This is a genomic window from Paraburkholderia sp. RL17-373-BIF-A, from assembly GCF_046030175.1.
Classification (GTDB): Bacteria; Pseudomonadota; Gammaproteobacteria; order Burkholderiales; family Burkholderiaceae; genus Paraburkholderia.
The window spans coordinates 131,937-149,182 of the sequence record NZ_JARESO010000010.1; the positions used below are offsets into that span (position 1 = coordinate 131,937).

A 17,246-nucleotide genomic window follows, 5' to 3' on the forward strand; every position below is an offset into this window, starting at 1 on the left:
TTGACGATGCATATCGATGCCCACCAGCACTACTGGGATCCCGCTCGTGGCGATTACGAGTGGCTCACGCCGGAACTGAAAATCCTGTACCGGACGTTCGGCCCGGAGGATCTCAAGCCGTTGCGCGAACGCGCGGGCATCGAACGGACGGTGGTGGTGCAGGCGGCACCGACCATCGACGAAACGCGTTATTTGCTGGACATAGCGCGCCATGAGCCGTCGATTGCGGGCGTGGTCGGCTGGGTGCCGTTGTTGCTGCCCACGGCGCCGGAGGTGATCGAAGCCTTGGCGCATGAGCCGAAGTTCAAGGGCGTGCGGCCGATGCTGCAGGATTTGCCGGACGACACATGGATCGCGAACCCCGATCTCGCGCCGGCGATCGAAGCGCTGATCGCGCACGACCTCGCGTTCGACGCGCTGATTTACGCGCGCCACGTCGAGCCTTTCGAGACCTTCGCGACGCGCTTTCCGGCGCTGCGCATCGTCGTCGATCATGGCGCGAAGCCGCCCATCCGCTATGGACGCGCGGGCTATCCAAGCTGGGCCGATGCGATCACGCGGCTCGCGCAACTGCCGCACGTGCATTGCAAGCTGTCGGGCCTCGTCACCGAGGCATCCCCCGGCTGGAGCGAGGAAACGCTGCACCCGTACGTCGATCATCTGCTGAAGTCATTCGGTCCGGCGCGCTTGATGTGGGGCAGCGACTGGCCGGTGCTCGATCTGAACGGCGACTATCTGCTTTGGCATTCGGTGGCCAACACGTTGCTCACGTCGTTGAGCGAGGGCGAGCGCGAAGCGGTTTTCGGCGGCAATGCCGCCGCGTTTTATCGACTGTGATTTCTGCAAGAGACCTGAAGCAAAAGCAAATGCAAAGCCCATTCAACTGGAGTCGTAGATGACACAAAGACTGTCCGGCAAGACGGCCCTGATCACAGCGGCAGGACAAGGCATCGGACTCGCCACCGCCGAACTCTTCGCACGCGAAGGCGCGCGTGTGATCGCCACGGATATCCGCATTGACGGGCTCGCCGGCAAGCCGGTCGACGCGCGCAAGCTCGACGTGCGCGACGACGCGGCGATCAAGGCGCTGGCCGCCGAACTCGGCGCGATCGACGTGCTGTTCAACTGCGCGGGCTTCGTGCATGCGGGCAATATTCTCGAATGCAGCGAAGAGGATTGGGACTTCGCGTTCGACCTGAACGCGAAGGCGATGTACCGCATGATCCGCGCGTTCCTGCCCGCCATGCTGGAGCACGGCGGCGGCTCGATCATCAATATGTCGTCGGCGGCATCGAGCGTGAAGGGCGTGCCGAACCGCTTCGCGTATAGCGCCTCGAAGGCCGCGGTGATCGGGCTGACCAAGTCCGTTGCTGCGGACTTCATCACGCGTGGTGTACGCTGTAACGCGATCTGCCCGGGCACGGTGGCTTCGCCGTCGCTCGAACAGCGGATCGTCGCGCAGGCTCAGGCGCAAGGCGCGACGCTGGACGCCGTGCAGGCCGCCTTTGTGGCGCGTCAGCCGATGGGCCGCATCGGCAAGCCGGAAGAGATCGCCGCGTTGGCGCTGTATCTCGGGTCCGACGAATCGTCGTTTACCACGGGCCATGCTCATGTGATCGACGGCGGCTGGTCGAACTGACGCACGCCGACCCACGCCGACTCAAGCTGAACCACGAACCGAACACCACTGAAAGGAAGTGCAAGGATGAAACTGCTTCGTTATGGGCCGAAAGGCCAGGAAAAGCCGGGCCTGCTCGACGCGCAAGGCAAGCTTCGTGATCTGTCGAAAGTGGTCGCCGATATCGACGGCGCCGCGCTGACCGACGAAGGTCTCGCCAAACTGCGCGCGCTCGATCCGGCCTCGCTGCCGCTGGTCGAAGGCAATCCGCGCATGGGTCCGTGCGTCGGCAAGATCGGCAAGTTCATCTGCATCGGCTTGAATTACGCGGATCACGCGGCCGAATCGAATCTGCCGGTGCCCTCCGAGCCGGTCATCTTCAACAAGTGGACGAGCGCGATCAGCGGCCCGAACGACGACGTCGAGATTCCGCGCGGCTCGAAGAAAACCGACTGGGAAGTCGAGCTCGGCGTGGTGATCGGCAAGCCCGCGAAATATATCGACGAAGCCAACGCACTCGATTACGTCGCCGGATATTGCGTGATCAACGACGTGTCGGAACGCGAATGGCAGATCGAACGCGGCGGCACCTGGGACAAGGGCAAGGGTTTCGACACGTTCGGCCCGATCGGCCCGTGGATGGTCACGCGCGACGAAGTCGCCGATCCGCAGAACCTGAGCCTGTGGCTCGAAGTGGATGGCCACCGCTATCAGAACGGCAGCACGAAGACGATGGTGTTCGGCGTCGCGAAACTGGTTTCGTACGTGTCGCAGTGCATGAGCCTGCAACCGGGCGACGTGATTTCGACCGGCACGCCGCCGGGCGTCGGCATGGGCGTGAAGCCGAATCCGGTGTTCCTGAAGCCGGGCCAGACAATCCGTCTGGGTATCGAAGGTCTGGGCGAGCAAACGCAGAAGACGTACGCGGCGGAGTAATTCGCGCTCGCAAGCTTGACTGCACGAAGAAAGGCGGTTTCTGCATCGACAGGCAGGAACCGCCTTTTTAGTTGGCGTCGTTACCGCTCAGTTGCGCCGTTCCATGAGCAGTCGCGTGAGCGGCGCCGCTAAACGATCAACTTGCGTGTCTTCGGCGGCGCCGCTCAGGCGCGTTGTTCCGCAAGCAAGCGCGCGAGCAGCGCCACCAACTGATCGACGTGCGTGTCCTCGGTGCGCCATGACGACACGCTGATGCGAAACGCCGGCCGGCCTTGCCAGACAGTCTGGCCGAACCACGTTTCGCCCGACGCCTGCGCCGCTTCGCGAATCGCCACCGTCTGCGCGTCGGTCTTCGCGCGCACCAGCACCTGGTTCAACACGACGCGATTCAGCACCTCGAACCCGGCGGCGCGCAGACCTTCAGCGATTCGCGCAGCCTGCGCGCAATGCCGGTCGACCATCTCCTGCACGCCGCTGCGCCCGAGCGAACGCAACGCCGCCCAGATCGGAATGCCGCGCGCGCGGCGCGAGAACTCGAGATTCACGTTCTTCTGCGCGTCATGCGCGCCTGTCAGATAGACCGCGTCGCTGTTCATCGCCGATGAAAGCGCCTGCGCGTCGCGGCAGATCGCCATGGCGCCGTCGTAGGGCGTGTTGAGCCACTTGTGGCCGTCGGTGGTCCAACTATCGGCGCCGTCGATGCCATCGGTCAGCGCCCGTTTCGACGACGCCCGCGCCCACAGACCGAACGCCCCATCGACGTGAATCCATGCGCCGGCCGCCTTGGCGCGGGGAATCAACTCCGCGAACAGATCGAATTCGCCGGTGTTCACTTCGCCAGCTTGCACGCAGAAGATCGTCATGTCGTCGAGCGGCGGCAACTGGGCGGGGTCGATGCGGCCATGCTCATCCACGGGCGCGCTGATCACGCGCTTCATGCCGAAGCCGAGCACGCGCAACGCCTTCTTCACGGTGATGTGGGCCATCTCGGAGATCACGACGCGCACCGGCGGCGCGCCGTCCAAACCGTCGTTGTCGAAATCCCAACCCTTGCGCGCGAGCAGCGCGCGTCGTGCCGCCGCGACGCAAACGAGCGTGCACGCCGTCGCGCTGGTGCCGAAGCCGATCGCCGCTTCGCGCGGCAGATCGAGCGCGTCGAGCACCCAGCGCGCCGCGATTTTCTCCAGCGTGGCCGCGACCGGCGAGTTGTCGAAGGTCGACGCGCACTGGTCCCACGCGCCCATCAGACGCTCGGCCGCCGCGGCGGCCGGCAACACCGCGCCGATCACAAAGCCGTAATAGCGCGGATCGTTCGACGCTACCGTGCCGGGCGTTCCGCTTTCGTCGAGCAGACGCAGCACGTCGGCGGGCGCGTGGCCATGTTGCGGGAAGGCTTCGTCGAAGGCGGCGAGTTGCGCGAGCGCGGCCGCATCCGGAAACACCTGGCGCTTGCCGATGCCGGCAAGGTAAGCGTGCGCGCGCCGGTCGGCGTCCGCGAGAATTGCGAGTTCGTCCATGTGGCTCCCTTGATGATCGAAAAATTGTTGGCGCGGTCCCTTGAAGACCACGCGCCTAAAGATTGGCGAGGTCGCGGCCGAGCTTCTGCAACTCGGCGTCGATGCGCTTGTAGTACGTGAATTTGCCGATCCGCTGCGCGCGCACGAGTCCCGCATCGGCGAGGATGCGCATGTGACGCGTGGTGGTGGCGGGCGCTATGCCGAGCTTGTCGGTGATGAACGTGCAGCACACGCCGACCGTTTCGATATCCGCATGGTCCTGATACGGGAAATGCCGCGTCGGCTCTTTCAGCCAGCGCATGACGGCGAGCCGGCTGGCGTTGGCGAGCGCGTTGATGCGGGTGAGTTCGTCTGTCATGTAGCGGCGTGCCGAACAGAATCTTGCGTCGATAACGTTTCGTATATTAGCTAAATGACGAAACGTGAACAAGCGCAGTGATGACGGCGCGATGTGCTTCAGCCACGCGGGTGAAGCCGCGTCAGCCCGCGTGTTCGTGCTCGCCGTTCTCGCTGATCCGGTTGACCGTGCCTTGTGCGACGGCAATCAGCTTTTCGCGGTTGCCTTCCATCACATACACGTTGCATTGGCAGGTCGCCTGATGCTGGCCCGCGTAGACGACCTTCGCGCGCGCGATCAGCGTGCCGTTGATGGCCGGCCGCAGGTAGTTGATCTTGTATTCCCCGGTCACGACCTTCGGCCCGAGCAGCAGCGCGCCCGCGAAGGTCAGCGCGTTGTCGGCGAGATAGCTGATGACGCCGCCATGCACGAAGCCGTGCTGCTGCCGCAGTTCGTCGCGGATCGGCAGACTCAGCGTGAGTTCGCTGGTGCTTGTCTGCATCAACTCTGCGCCCAACAGCATGCTGAACGGCTGGGCATGCAGTGCGCCGCGCGCCCGGTCGAGGAGGTCGGTCATTGTGATTCCTTCGGGCGTGGCCCGCGGTGGCAATCTGCACTGGCCTGCGTCGTGCAGTCCCTACCCACTCTAGGAAGCGCGCACGCACCGCGTCAAGGTGAATCGGTAATTTGCGCCGTGCATTGTTGCGCGAATTGATTGCAATAGTGAAGTTGGCCGATGAAAAGGGGGCGTAAGACGATCTTTGATGGAATTGGGCTCAAGCACGGCGCGCTTATGCCGTTAACCCTGACGTAGCTCCCGTCATTCTTTGTCTTCAGGTATTCACGATGTTCAGCAAGATCAAGGTCGCATCCGGCCTGTTGTGTGTTCTGGCCGCGTTCTGCGTTTTCCAGCTTGTCACGGTGGGTTTGGGGTTCTGGTCGCTCACGCGTACTCATGACGACGTGGGCGATCTGTCGAACATCGCCTTGAAGCAGGTGGACGCGGTCAACGAAACGACCCAGCATTTGATGGACGCGCGCATCAACCTCTCGCGCGCCGGGACGCGCATGGTGCGCGGCGGCTCCGAGCCGACCGATATCGTGCAGCACGCCCGCGAACAGTTGACGGCCGCCGACCAGTCATTCGCGGCGTTCATGAGCGCGCCGAAGACCGGCGACGAAAACGGCGCCCGCGCCGCCGCGCTCGCCGAGCGCTATAAGAAGCTGCACGACGCGCTCGCGGAACTGGTGCAGTTTCTCGATTCGAACAACATCCAGGCTTTCCTCGATCAGCCGACGCAGTCGTTCCAGGACGCCTACCTCGGCGAGTCGCATAACTTCGTGCAATTCGGCAACGCCGCGAGCCGTGCGTCGCTCGATTCGATCGATACGCGTATGGCGACTTTCCGCGCCGTCAGCATCGTGATCCTGCTGGTGCTGGTGGCCGGCACGTTCGCCGTGTACGCGGCGCTGCGCCGTGGCGTGGTGGCCCCGCTGGAAGAAGCGGGCCGTCACTTCGACCGTATCGCGCAAGGCCGCCTCGATCAGCCGATCGCCGGGCGCGGCACCAATGAAATCGGCCGCCTGTTCTCGGGTCTCGCGAAAATGCAGGCGAGCGTGGCGCGCACCGTGCAGACCGTGCGCGAATCCGCCGATTCGATCCACTTGGGCGCCGACGAAATCGCGACCGGCAACGCCGATCTGTCGGCGCGCACTGAAAACCAGGCGGCGTCGCTCGAAGAAACCGCGTCGAGCATGGAGGAGCTGACGGCTACCGTCCGTCAGAACGCCGAGCACGCCCGTGAGGCCAATGCGCTCGCCGAGACCGCGCTCGAAGCGACCTCGCGCGGCAGCGAAGTGGTCAACGAAGTGGTCGACAAGATGCGCGGCATTGCGCAGAGCTCGGACAAGATTGCCGAGATCATTTCGGTGATCGACGGCATTGCGTTCCAGACTAACATCCTTGCGCTGAACGCGGCTGTGGAAGCGGCGCGCGCGGGCGAGCAGGGGCGCGGCTTCGCCGTGGTGGCGGGCGAGGTGCGCGGCCTCGCGCAGCGCAGCGCGCAATCGGCGAAGGAAATCAAAACGCTGATCAGCGAATCGGTCGCCGAGATTCAGGGTGGTTCGACGCTGGTCGAGCATGCGGGCGAGGCGATGAGCAACGTGTCCGCCTCGATCTCGCGCGTCACGCAGATGATGGCGGAGATCAGCGCGTCGTCGCTCGAGCAGAGCACGGGCATCGAGCAGGTCAATCAGGCGGTGGTGCAGATGGATGAGATGACGCAGCAGAACGCGGCGCTCGTCGAAGAAGCTGCCGCGGCGGCGGCTTCGCTGCATCAGCAGACGCAGCAATTGAAGCAGGCCGTGTCCGTGTTCGAAATTTCTGAATCTGTGTTGCGCACGCAACAAATCGACGAAGCACGCGGGCCATCGGCCGATTTTTCGTTGTCCGGTATGCGCGCAATTTAAACCGCGCAAGCGCTCAAAAAGAAAACGTCAGACAAAGAAAATGGCCCGCCGAAGCGGGCCATTTTGCATTAGACGCAAGCGCCTAAGGGTGCCTCAACGTACCTGACGGTACTTAGGCCGGCTGGATGTTCGCAGCTTGCTTGCCCTTCGGGCCTTGCTTAACTTCAAACGTCACCTTCTGGTTTTCCTGCAGGGACTTGAAGCCGCTGCCTTGAACTTCCGAAAAGTGCGCGAACAGGTCTTCGCCGCCGTCGTCCGGCGTGATGAAGCCAAAGCCCTTTGCATCGTTAAACCACTTCACAGTACCTGTTGCCATTTTTAATCCAGTAAATGTTGTGTGTTGCATTCGCGACCGCTATTTCTCAACACGAGATCGAGCGCGAAGTAGGAGTTGTATCACGTCTTTATGACGGACGCCAATCAACCAGTATTCGGGTATTCCCCGGCTTCGACCTTTTTGAGGCCTGGCAAGCAATTGGAAGGCTGTTCCCGCGGGTAGGGTAAACTGCTTGTATTACTCTTCCAGGAAAAACATTGACACATTATTTGCAAGAAGAACTTACCTCGTTCTGGAGTCGTTTGACCCCCTATCTGGCGATATTGGAGTCTAAATCACCTCAAGAGGGCGCCCCGGACCCGGTCGGCCGTATCACCGTTGATACCGAAGACCGCCAGGCTTTCGCCCTTCACACAACCGATCAGAAGCCGCACGGCGACACATCGGACACCCCCACCGGCAACAGCGCAACTTATATGCGTTTTAAATCTGCCGACAGCGGCTGGAGCCCTTGGCAGCGCGAAGAGTATTGATCGACCGGGCGGTCGGCTTTTGTGTCTGCGCCCGTTGTGAGATCGCGGCCGGCTTTCAGCCGGCTTTGCGATCGGTCGGGCGCCTGGCCGTTCTTCGGCCTTAGCCTTTACGCCCGCTGCGGCGCGTGCGCTCGTAAAAATCATTCGGCTTGGTGCGGATCCAGCGAACGAAGGTGCGTACCGCCTCGTCGTTGAGCAGCGCCTCGACCGTTGAATAGCGCTGCGCCAGTTCGGTTTCCGAGAACAGCGCGTGGAGCTGGCGGTGGCAAATGCGGTGCAACGCGGCGACTTCCTTGCCGCCTTTCGTTTTCGGCACCCAATGATGCAAGTCGCGTTGGCTCGCCGGGATCGGTCGGCCGCAGAGTGGACACACTTCGTCAGCCGGCGGCGGTCGATACCAAGGTTCGGCGAGTTTCTTGGCCATGGCCAGGATGGCTAGCGAAGTTGAGGCGTTCGCACGTCGCGTGGTTTTTGTCGGCCGCGTTCAGGTCGGCAACGCGTCGTAGGCGGTCGCGAGGTGATAAGGCGTGGTCGACGGCATGTCGGCGCGCGCCACTTCACCCGCTGGCGTCTTGCATTCGAACCAGCCTTGCGGACGCAGAAAGCGCTGCTGGAACAGTTCGATTTGTCTCGACAGCGCGGCGCGCGCCGCTGGTTCCCCGTGGCTCGCCAGCGCGCGCAGATATTCGGTTTGGGCCCAGATCCGCTGGGTCGCGTCCTTGACCCGGCCGGTTTCGTCGAGCGAGGCGTACACGCCGCCGGTTTCCCGGTCCACTCCATGTTGCTGCGCGAAGCTGAACGCACGCGGCATGGCTTCGACGAGACCCGAGCCTTCGAACACCGCGCCCGCCTGCTTGACCAGCCAGAACCATTCGAACTGGTGCCCGGGTTCCAGACGGTTATCGTCCGCGCCGATCGGCAGTTCGGCGATGCAGCCCGTGGGCGCATGCACGAAGCGCCGCGCGAGCGCACCGGCTAGACGTCGCAGCGCGGCGTCGAAAGCGTTGTCGTGCGTGGCTTCGCGAGCGGCCAGCCAGGCTTCGGTGAGGTGCATCAAGGGATTCTGGATCGGCGTGCCCGTCACGCCCGCGAAATCCGAGGTCAGCGCGGCGTTGAACAGATCGTCTTCAGCGGCGAAGTTCGACTGGATCAGCGCCGACGTGCGATGCACGACTTCCAGCGCGTCGCGTTTTCCCGAGCGCCGGGCGTACTCCGCGCACGCAAACACCACGAACGCGTGCGTGTACAGGTCCTTGGTGGTGTCGAGCGGTGCGCCTTGCGCATCCACGCTGTAGAACCATCCACCGTTGCGCGTGTCCTGAAAGGTATGCATCAGCGAATCGAACAGCACCTGCGCATGGGCCGCGTCGCCCGCTTGCGAGAACACGAACAATTGCCGCGCGCAGGCCATGGCCCGGTAGCGCTCGGCAGGCAGCGCCTGATGATCCTCGGCGCTGACCGCTTCGTAGGGCAGCTTCAGTGCAGCGTTGAAACCCGGGCCGCGCCAGATCGGCAGCACCACGCCAGTGAAGTGATCGCGCAGACTGGCAACGAGTGCGACGGTGGAAGCGGCGGGTGGGTTCATGCTCTGCATAGTCAAATGGGTCAAACAGGGTATGTCGAAGCGAAGCGGGCGCGGAGTGGGTCCGTAGCCTGAGTTTCAGAGTGCGGCGCCGTTGCCGGCAAACCTGCCGGTGAGCGTGGATGCTACCTGCTTTGCAAATCGGCAACCGCAAAATCGAGACAGCGATTGAGCGCGCGGTCCGCATGGCGCGTGCGGCTTAGCATAAAGCAAACGGGTCCCACTGGCACTGCGGCGCCGGTGCGGAAAATACTCCAAATTATTTCCGATAAGGAGGAAAAACAATGCTGGGGAATCTCGAACTCATCGCCCGTCTGGTAGTGGCCGCGGCGCTCGGCAGCGTCATCGGTTTCGAGCGGGAGCGGCTTTCGTGGGCCGCGGGCCTACGTACGCACATGCTGGTGTGCGTCGGTTCGGCGCTCATCATGATCGTCTCGGCCTACGGTTTCGCCGAAGTGCTGACCGGCGACCACATCGTGCTCGACCCTTCGCGGATGGCCGCGCAGGTGGTGTCGGGCATCGGCTTCCTCGGCGCGGGCTCGATCCTGCTGCGTGGCGAAATCGTGCGCGGACTGACGACGGCGGCGAGCCTCTGGTCGGTCGCCGCGATCGGTCTTGCGGTCGGCGGCGGGCTGTACACGGCGTCGATCGCGGCGACCATCATCATTCTGATTATTCTCGCGGGCATCAAGCCGCTCGAGCGCCGCTTCATCACGGTCAAGCAACGGCGCCAGCTGACGATGATCGTCGAGCGCGGCACCATGACGTTCCACTCGCTGCACGACGAACTCGGCGCCGCGAGTCCGCGCGTCAAGCAGTTCGTGATGCAGCAAAGCGAGGACGCGCCCGAGTGCGATGAAGTGGTGATCACCTTGCATCGCGTGTCGAATACGGAATATGAGGCGATCTGCGGCCGCTTGCGTCAACTGCACGGCGTCAAGCAGTTCCGGCAGGACGACACGACTTCCTAAAAACGGAAAATCCTCGCCGAATGGCTTCGGTGGGCGCGGGCGGCCATGCGACAATGCGGTCTCGAAAAATTCCAACGGCATTGACGAGCGGTGCTCGGCGCCCGCATTCCGGCGACGACCGCTTTTTTCTCTATGGCAGATTCCGTAGCATCCACGCAGTCCCGGCCTCAGCGCGCCGCTTCGAAGAAGCGGCGCCAGGCCACCGTCTCGACCGAAACTGAAAACAAGCTGGCGCGCGCCGCGCGCTCGGCACAACGCCTCGCGCAACTGAGCGAGGCGTCCCGCGACGACAGCACGCTCGATCTGTTCCCCGACGATCCCACCCGCGCCACGCTGGAAGCGATGAATATCGACATCCGGCAAGGCACGCTGCACGGTTTCGAATTACCCGATGTGGTGTTGGCCGCGGTCGGCGCGATCGATGCCGGCGACAACGCGCCGGTGGACGCGCGGGCTGCGCGCCGCACGCCTCGTGCTGCGAAGTCCGATGATCAGCCGGTGCCGGTCAACGCGCTATTGAGCGGGCTCGAAATCGAGCCGTTGGTGGCGACAGGTTCGGCGGCTGGCGACGTGGGTTTGGGTGACGCGAAAGCGGCGGACTCGGCCACTGTCGCTGAAGAGAAATCGGCGGCACCAGCGCGTGATGCATCGGCGCCGCTGTCGCCCTCGATGGCGGCAGCCACCGTGGCGCGCAGCGTGACCGCGCTGCGTCAGGCGTCCGAGCCGGGGGTAGCAACTGACACCGCGACGGTGCCGGCTTCAGGCGGTGGCAAGGCGCCGCAACGCTTTGCGGCGACTTTTGCCAAGGCGGCTTCGGCTTCGGCTTCGCAAGAACCGGCTGCAGTCGCGGCCGGCGTGGCGGACACAACGACGAGCGAACCCGCGTCCGCACAGTCGGACGCTGCTACTGAAGGTTCGAAGGTTGGCTTGGAGGCGTCGACGAATTCATCGGCGTCCGCACAGGCTAACGCCGCGTTCGCCACGCCGTGGCGCGAAGCCCGCCGCGCCGAGGCGGCTGCGGCGGCGCTGCGGGCCGCGCCGGAACTCGATCGCGCGCGGGCAACCGCCTTCGCCGACACCGTCGACGCGCTCTACGGCGTGATCGCCGATCAACGCCGCGCCGCGACCGATCATTCGCGCCGCATGAAATGGATGCTGTCGATCGTGGTGGGCGCGTTGCTGGTGACGGTCGCGATCGGCATTACGCAAACGTTGCTGCTGATGCGCCTCACGCGCGAGACGACGGCCCAGCAGCATCGCATCGAACAGATGATGCAGAACCAGCAGGCGGCGATGGCGAGTTTGCTCGACACGCACATGGCGATGGCGAACGCAGCCGCCGCCAATGCCGCTTCCGACGCGGCCGCGGCTGCGGCAGCGCCCGCCGCGCCTCAGCAAGCCGCCGCTGCGCCGGCGCATGCGAGGCGCGCCGCGCGAGCGCAGCATGCGCATAAGCCGAAAGCCGTCACCCCGCATTGACAGTCAGTGAGCGCCGTGGCCGGCGATGAGCCGGCCGCGGTGATCCACTCGGCACTCGCCGGTCGCCGCTCCCCGCTCCCCGCTCCCCGCTTACCAACGTTCGCGCGGTACTCGCCGACCGCCAAGCTCGCCATTTCACCGGATAGACGCCGTAAGGCGCCGCGCGTTTCCGCCACGCCGCAACGCAAACCCCACGTTCTACACTTTCAATGCTGTTGCGAAGCCGGACCGGATACGCCAGCGCATCTTCTGACGGGAGCCACCATGCCGACTAGCGAACACAAATATTCCATCGAGGAACTGTTGGGCGCACTTCTGCGCGATCAGGGCATCCACGAGGGCCACTGGGCGCTGAATGTCGAGTTTTCAGCGACGGGCGCCGCCGTCAAGCCGCAGGACAATCCGGCACGGACGCTGCCGGGGCTGATCGTGTCGGTGAATAGCGCGACGCTGATGCGCGCGGACAGCACGGCGGCGGGCGCGGTCGACGCCGCAGTAGTCAACCCGCGCAAGGCCGCGGCGAGCCCGAAGCCAATGCGCAGCAGGAAGCCGGTATCGACCACGTTGCAGTAGACCAGCCCTTTGCCCCTGAATTGAAAAAACAGGGACGTTGTCATGATGCAACGCACCATGTGAAAAATACCCTGCGACAACGCACCACACCGAAAAATTGCTGCATTGCACTAGCTTTTGCCTAGGGAAAACCCTATACTTTTTCTTAAGGGAAAACCCTAGCAAATGCAGTAACTAACCGGGAGTCGCCATGAGCTTCATTTTTGCGTTGTTCCAAAAGGTCAGCGACCTCTTTGCGTCGCCCCATCTGCCGCTGGATACGGACTACTCGTACGAAGCGCGTAGCCGCGAAGCAGAACGCGTTCGCAGAGCACAAGCTACGTTGTTCGGCGTCAAGCTGAGCGACTAAAAGCAAAGTCGTACCGGCCCAAACGCGGAGCAACTGCGTACGGGCGCGCATGTCGGATGCGCATCGCATCACCATTGAAGCCACAGTTCGCGAAACGCGTACCGTGGCTTTTTGTTTTTTTCCGGACGCTTTTCCGCCGCTCAGGGCTTGTCTCCGAATATTTCCGGGCCGAAATGAATGTAACGGAGCCTGAAAGATGGCCGTAGAGCCGGCGTGGCCCAGTCACCGCGCATGGCTTTGTAGACAGGGCGCGACAGGCAAAAAGCGCTTTGGCCATCCGTCCCTTTCTATGAAATGTGCGCTTACAAGTGCTCACGTCTTCATGCGGTTTGCGCCGCTAAAGTTGGTCTCAAGCGTACGGCGTCTGGTTCGAGCCTGAAATTGCAGGTTCAGGTCGATCTCGAGCACGGACGCTGGCTTGATACAAAACTTTGATGGGAGGTCACTATGAAAACCTTGAACAAGACATCGCGTTCGATCATCGCAACCTTGCTGGCTGGCGGCGCGCTGCTCGCAGCTGGCAGCGCATTTGCCCAAGAACGCGTGGTCGTGGAAAACGGACCGGCGGTCTACGGTCAGCCGCACATGATGCCGGTGGGCGTGTCGATCAATATCGGCTGGCACGGTGATCGTTACTATGACGGCCATCGCTATTGGGCTCATGACGACTGGATGCGCCATCATCCGCACGACTACGATCCGCATCACCACGACGACCATCGTCCGCCGCAGCGCTATTAATCCGCGCGTGACGACGCCGCGCGACGCGGCGTCGGCGGGAAGTCCACAAAGCCGGTCCTTCCTTGCGGAAGACCGGCTTTGTCACGTTCGGGCTTGCGAGTCGGCGCTCGACGAATTGATCGACGCCGACTGCATCGACCGCGCAGCCATCATGCTCGCGCCGGGCATTGGCCGTCGAGGATATCGGCCCGCGCCAACCAGCCGCGACAATGTGAATGTCTCGTCCTCTAATCGCGGTTCAGGCGTAGGCCCCCAGTCGCTGTGCAAAGCGCCGCGCGCATTCGAGTCCGAATGCCGTTGGCGCGATGCCGCGATCGTGGTGCACATCAAATCCCATTCTCCACGCCGCGATCCGTTTACCGTAGCAGGTCAATGAGTCTAGCGACTGCATCACAAACACAATGGACGGCAGTACTTCTGCATACAGCGCCTCAGCACGCGCCTCGTCTCCAGCAACAAAAGCTCGCTGAATAGCGACCTGCCTGTCGAAGGTATCCGGTGCAACGATCAGGCCGGCGCAACCTGCGCGCAGATTGTCGATGATCTCCTGACCGCCGCGTCCGTTGAACACGGGCAGAGGAGTTCCGAGCGCGCGTAACTGGTCGATTGTGTGACGGATCACAATCGCGGGTCCTTCGCCTTTGAGCCATCGAAAATTGTCGCGTTGACGCGCGAGTTCAACGATCGACTCTGCGGACAGTCCAACGCCGAGATACTCGGGCGCGTTTTGTATGCCAACCGGAGCATGCACGCGCTCCATCACGTCAGCGAAAAAATCGAAATAGAACGATTCGGGCTGATTACGCGCGGAAGGCGGCTGCAGGATCAGCCATGACGCACCACGCGTCACAGCGTAATCGGCAAGCGCGGTCTGGGCGTCAACGGTGTCGCCCGTGATCGTGACGGCGAGCGGCACGAGCGCATCGATGTCAGTGCTGGCCCAGTCGATTACATGATGCTTCTCGTCGAGCGACATGCGATGTACTTCGGTCGCGAGCCCGAGGATCACAATGCCCGGCGCGCCTGCGCGAATCGTGGCATCGACCTGCGCGCGCATAGCGTTTCGATCGAGCAGATTGTGCGGGTCGAAATACGCGTACAGAACGGGCCAGATTCCGCCGGGAGGAAGTGCATCGTTCGCCGTCATTGGACTGTTCCCTTGTCAATGGGCATTAGTGTGAGTCGCGCGGCACAGGCGCGCCGCTCGATCCGACGAGGAAGTCGAGATCCGCGCCCTGATCCGCTTGCAGCACATGGTCGACATAGAGCTTGTAGTAGCCGCGTTTGGGCGCCTCGGGCGCCTGCCATGCGGCGCGCCGGCGCGCGAGTTCCTCGTCGGTGACGTCGAGATGCAGGCGGCGCGCTTCGACATCGAGTTCGATCATGTCGCCGGTCTGCACGAACGCGAGCGGCCCGCCCGCAGCCGCTTCCGGTGACACGTGCAACACGACCGCGCCGTACGCCGTCCCGCTCATGCGGCCGTCCGAGATGCGGACCATGTCGGTGATGCCTTTTTCAAGCACCTTCTTTGGCAGCGGCATATTGCCGACTTCCGCAAAACCGGGATAACCCTTCGGCCCCGCGCCTTTGAGCACCATGATGCAGTGCTCGTCGATATCGAGCGAATCGTCATCGACTTTGGCGTGTAGTTCTTCGACGTTCTCGAACACTACCGCTCGACCGCGATGCTTGAGCAACGCCGCGGTGGCCGCCGACGGCTTGATCACTGCGCCATTCGGCGCCAGGTTGCCCTTGAGCACCGCGATGCCGGCCTTCGGCTTGAACGGCTCGGCGAACGTCGTGATGACTTTCTCATCGTGATTCGGTGCGTTGCGCACGTTGTCCCAGATCGTCTTGCCGTTCACGGTCAGCGCTTCTTTATGCAAGAGCCCTTGTTCGCCAAGTTGCTTCAACACGGCCGGCAAACCACCCGCGTAGTAAAAGTCCTCCATCAGATATTCGCCCGACGGTTGCAGGTTCACGAGACACGGCACGTTCGAACCCAGTTCCCAATCTTCAAGCGATAACTCCACGCCAATGCGCTTGGCCAGCGCGATCAGATGAACGACCGCATTGGTCGACCCGCCGATCGCCGCATTCGTGCGGATCGCGTTTTCAAAGGCCTGCCGCGTCAGGATCTTGTCCATCGTCAGATCCTCGCGAACCATGTCGACGATGCGCCGGCCCGCGAGATGCGCGAGCACCTGACGGCGCGCATCGACCGCGGGAATCGCCGCGTTATGCGGCAAGCCCATGCCGAGCGATTCGACCATCGAGGCCATCGTCGACGCCGTGCCCATCGTCATGCAGTGACCGCGCGAGCGGTTCATGCACGACTCGGCTTCGGTGAATTCTTCCTGCGTCATCGTGCCGGCGCGCACTTCCTCGGACATCTGCCAGACACCCGTGCCGGAGCCGATGTTCTTGCCGCGAAACCGGCCATTGAGCATCGGTCCGCCGGACACGGCCAGCGCCGGCAGATTGCACGACGCCGCGCCCATCAGCAGCGCGGGCGTGGTCTTGTCGCAACCCACAAGCAGAATCACGCCGTCCATCGGATTGCCGCGAATCGACTCTTCGACATCCATCGAGGCCAGATTGCGAAACAGCATCGCGGTAGGCCGCAGATTGGATTCGCCAAGTGACATCACCGGAAACTCGAGCGGCAAGCCTCCCGCTTCATGCACGCCTTTCTTCACGTACTCCGCCAACTCGCGAAAATGCGCGTTACATGGCGTGAGTTCCGACCACGTATTGCAGATGCCGATCACCGGACGTCCGTCGAACTCATCGTGCGGAATACCCTGGTTTTTCATCCACGAGCGGTGGATAAATCCATCCTTGTCGTTCCTGCCGAACCAGCTTTGTGAACGAAGCTTGCGCATGTCCTGTCTCCCGGAAACCTTCGTGATGAGGTGATGCCGTATCTATTAGAATCGTCCTGGCGCGAGTTGTGCTCGTATTCTGAGCTTAATTGGCCGTGGCTTAATGGTAATCAATGAAAGGGCATTGCGCCTATAAGCATGCAGGTGCCTTCAAGATTCGCAACTTAGAGTCTCATCTCACGGATCGTCGAAATGCCGTCATACGTGATAGCAAAAGGCACGGTAGACACCGCACCTTTCGACGCGTCGGCCAAAAATTGACGATAATGTTCCCAAGGAACGATTAGAGGTCGTGCTCCGTCGTCGGAGACGCCGCCGAATCTAAAAAAAACATGAGACGACTGCTCCTCGCTGCGTTGGCAGCCACTTCTTTCGTGACCTGCGTTCATGCGCAAAGCAACGCGTCCGGCCCGCTCGTCACGCCCTCGGGCAACCTGCAATTCGTGCGTGTCGACCACGATTTCGTCGGGATGCTCGACAAGGAAGTTTTCGATCGCTTCGGCGCAAACACGCTCAGTCATTTCGATGACGTCGGCAGCGCAGATGACACCGTCACGCGCATGCTCGTGCAAACTGAGTCCGGCCCAGTGCTGTACGACTTCCGCCACCATCCGCCGCTTGTGCAACGCTCGGGTAAGCGCATGACGGTCAAGCGCGTGTTCTGGCAAGGCGATGAAGTCGTGATGCAAAGCTCGCAAGGCTGGTTCCGATTCCAACGCGGCGTGCTGACGAAGCTGCAGTCGTCTACGACGACGTATCATTGAATCCGCGCTCGTCGGTGATGACATACATCGCTTCACGATGTCAGGCACGTCTCGATCTCGACACGGCGGAGTCTGGAAAAGCTCATGTCATTACTCCGTCGTTGCAGGTTTTTCCACACTGCATCGACATAGGAAATGCACGGCAAACATCAAAATCACGCACACCTGGCGTTTCGGATGCCGCTGTCGATGCACGCCAGCGGCCCGCGCCACTC

19 protein-coding genes are annotated in these 17,246 nt (G+C 62.5%); 11 read left to right on the forward strand and 8 right to left on the reverse strand.

The annotated features are described in order from the left end of the window. Nucleotides 1-6: 6 nt before the first annotated feature. From P0D80_RS15010 to P0D80_RS15020, 3 genes are all read left to right on the forward strand, one after another. Nucleotides 7-837, forward strand: a complete 831-nt coding sequence (locus tag P0D80_RS15010; protein WP_408177657.1) for an amidohydrolase family protein — start codon at nt 7-9, stop codon at nt 835-837. A gap of 58 nt (nt 838-895) precedes the next feature. Beyond that, nucleotides 896-1,639, forward strand: a complete 744-nt coding sequence (locus P0D80_RS15015) for an SDR family oxidoreductase (protein WP_408284888.1) — start codon at nt 896-898, stop codon at nt 1,637-1,639. Nucleotides 1,640-1,705: 66 nt separating this feature from the next. Continuing rightward, nucleotides 1,706-2,554 carry an ureidoglycolate lyase gene (locus tag P0D80_RS15020; protein ID WP_132383540.1) on the forward strand — a complete coding sequence of 283 codons (849 nt, stop codon included), beginning with the start codon at nt 1,706-1,708 and terminating at the stop codon, nt 2,552-2,554. A 164-nt stretch (nt 2,555-2,718) separates the two neighbouring features. On the opposite strand, the gene P0D80_RS15025 is transcribed toward P0D80_RS15020, so the two are convergent. The 3 genes from P0D80_RS15025 to P0D80_RS15035 form a co-directional block, all read right to left on the reverse strand. Beyond that, the gene (locus tag P0D80_RS15025) at nt 2,719-4,071 is read right to left on the reverse strand and encodes a pyridoxal phosphate-dependent decarboxylase family protein (RefSeq protein ID WP_408284891.1); all 1,353 of its coding nucleotides are present in this window, start codon (nt 4,069-4,071) and stop codon (nt 2,719-2,721) included. A 55-nt stretch (nt 4,072-4,126) separates the two neighbouring features. After that, nucleotides 4,127-4,429, reverse strand: a complete 303-nt coding sequence (locus P0D80_RS15030; protein ID WP_106281679.1) for an ArsR/SmtB family transcription factor — start codon at nt 4,427-4,429, stop codon at nt 4,127-4,129. 121 nt (nt 4,430-4,550) lie between these two features. Then, nucleotides 4,551-4,985 carry a PaaI family thioesterase gene (locus P0D80_RS15035; protein ID WP_012428699.1) on the reverse strand — a complete coding sequence of 145 codons (435 nt, stop codon included), beginning with the start codon at nt 4,983-4,985 and terminating at the stop codon, nt 4,551-4,553. A 269-nt stretch (nt 4,986-5,254) separates the two neighbouring features. Here P0D80_RS15035 and P0D80_RS15040 point away from each other — a divergent pair, with 269 nt between their 5' ends. Then, complete coding sequence (locus P0D80_RS15040) at nt 5,255-6,877, forward strand: methyl-accepting chemotaxis protein (RefSeq protein ID WP_408284894.1); 1,623 nt, start codon at nt 5,255-5,257, stop codon at nt 6,875-6,877. Nucleotides 6,878-6,989: 112 nt separating this feature from the next. Here the strand turns inward: P0D80_RS15040 and P0D80_RS15045 are convergent, their stop codons facing one another. Beyond that, nucleotides 6,990-7,193, reverse strand: a complete 204-nt coding sequence (locus P0D80_RS15045) for a cold-shock protein (RefSeq protein ID WP_007178724.1) — start codon at nt 7,191-7,193, stop codon at nt 6,990-6,992. A gap of 218 nt (nt 7,194-7,411) precedes the next feature. Between P0D80_RS15045 and P0D80_RS15050 the strand changes: the two genes are divergently transcribed. Next, complete coding sequence (locus P0D80_RS15050) at nt 7,412-7,687, forward strand: hypothetical protein (RefSeq protein ID WP_132383548.1); 276 nt, start codon at nt 7,412-7,414, stop codon at nt 7,685-7,687. 100 nt (nt 7,688-7,787) lie between these two features. Here the strand turns inward: P0D80_RS15050 and P0D80_RS15055 are convergent, their stop codons facing one another. After that, the gene (locus P0D80_RS15055; protein ID WP_408284899.1) at nt 7,788-8,003 is read right to left on the reverse strand and encodes a hypothetical protein; all 216 of its coding nucleotides are present in this window, start codon (nt 8,001-8,003) and stop codon (nt 7,788-7,790) included. Between the two features lie 168 nt (nt 8,004-8,171). Continuing rightward, entirely contained in the window at nt 8,172-9,281 is a 1,110-nt protein-coding gene (locus P0D80_RS15060; RefSeq protein ID WP_408177692.1) for an AGE family epimerase/isomerase, read from the reverse strand. A gap of 272 nt (nt 9,282-9,553) precedes the next feature. On the opposite strand from P0D80_RS15060, the gene P0D80_RS15065 reads away from it, so the two are divergent. From P0D80_RS15065 to P0D80_RS15085, 5 genes are all read left to right on the forward strand, one after another. Next, nucleotides 9,554-10,240, forward strand: a complete 687-nt coding sequence (locus tag P0D80_RS15065) for an MgtC/SapB family protein (RefSeq protein WP_408284901.1) — start codon at nt 9,554-9,556, stop codon at nt 10,238-10,240. A gap of 132 nt (nt 10,241-10,372) precedes the next feature. After that, nucleotides 10,373-11,719 (forward strand): hypothetical protein, encoded by a 1,347-nt coding sequence (locus P0D80_RS15070; RefSeq protein ID WP_408284904.1) that lies wholly within the window; start codon nt 10,373-10,375, stop codon nt 11,717-11,719. Between the two features lie 264 nt (nt 11,720-11,983). Next, nucleotides 11,984-12,292, forward strand: coding sequence for a hypothetical protein (locus P0D80_RS15075; RefSeq protein WP_408177661.1), 309 nt, complete (start codon nt 11,984-11,986; stop codon nt 12,290-12,292). A 190-nt stretch (nt 12,293-12,482) separates the two neighbouring features. After that, complete coding sequence (locus P0D80_RS15080; RefSeq protein ID WP_408254590.1) at nt 12,483-12,641, forward strand: hypothetical protein; 159 nt, start codon at nt 12,483-12,485, stop codon at nt 12,639-12,641. 447 nt (nt 12,642-13,088) lie between these two features. Further along, nucleotides 13,089-13,382 carry a hypothetical protein gene (locus P0D80_RS15085; protein WP_408284907.1) on the forward strand — a complete coding sequence of 98 codons (294 nt, stop codon included), beginning with the start codon at nt 13,089-13,091 and terminating at the stop codon, nt 13,380-13,382. 238 nt (nt 13,383-13,620) lie between these two features. Here P0D80_RS15085 and P0D80_RS15090 read toward each other — a convergent pair whose 3' ends face one another. Next, nucleotides 13,621-14,529 (reverse strand): dihydrodipicolinate synthase family protein, encoded by a 909-nt coding sequence (locus P0D80_RS15090; RefSeq protein WP_408284910.1) that lies wholly within the window; start codon nt 14,527-14,529, stop codon nt 13,621-13,623. A 25-nt stretch (nt 14,530-14,554) separates the two neighbouring features. Then, nucleotides 14,555-16,267 carry an IlvD/Edd family dehydratase gene (locus P0D80_RS15095; protein ID WP_408284913.1) on the reverse strand — a complete coding sequence of 571 codons (1,713 nt, stop codon included), beginning with the start codon at nt 16,265-16,267 and terminating at the stop codon, nt 14,555-14,557. Between the two features lie 332 nt (nt 16,268-16,599). On the opposite strand from P0D80_RS15095, the gene P0D80_RS15100 reads away from it, so the two are divergent. Continuing rightward, entirely contained in the window at nt 16,600-17,031 is a 432-nt protein-coding gene (locus P0D80_RS15100) for a hypothetical protein (protein ID WP_408177665.1), read from the forward strand. Nucleotides 17,032-17,246: the final 215 nt, after the last annotated feature.